General features: G+C 64.3%; 1 protein-coding gene. It reads right to left on the bottom strand.

Translation table 11 applies throughout. The features are described from left to right. Window positions 1-255, bottom strand: a 255-nt coding sequence (locus AF337_RS09930) for an asparagine synthase-related protein (RefSeq protein WP_244471208.1), incomplete at both ends; no start/stop codon positions are given.

Below are 255 nucleotides of genomic sequence, written 5' to 3'. Positions count from 1 at the left end.
CCCGAAGATAGCGCCGCCAGCTCGCATGCGGCGAAGCGCTCGCCATCCCGTCCAGCAGACGTACAAGAATCTCACCCTTACCGATGCGTTCATCGGAGGGTCTGGCCATGGACGTGGCGATTCGGCTCGCGCGCCGCAGCCCCGCTTGAAAGAGCAGCGGCTTCAGGCGGTTGGTTATCGCGGAGGTGCGATAGGTGGGGTAGCCGCCGAAATATTCATCGGCACCGTCCCCGGAAAGCGCGACCGTCGCATACC

Source organism: Rhizobium ecuadorense, assembly GCF_001187535.1.
In the GTDB taxonomy this organism is placed as follows: domain Bacteria; phylum Pseudomonadota; class Alphaproteobacteria; order Rhizobiales; family Rhizobiaceae; genus Rhizobium; species Rhizobium ecuadorense.
The sequence above is the reverse complement of the archived record's forward strand: the minus strand, read 5'-3'. Positions and strand labels throughout refer to the sequence as shown.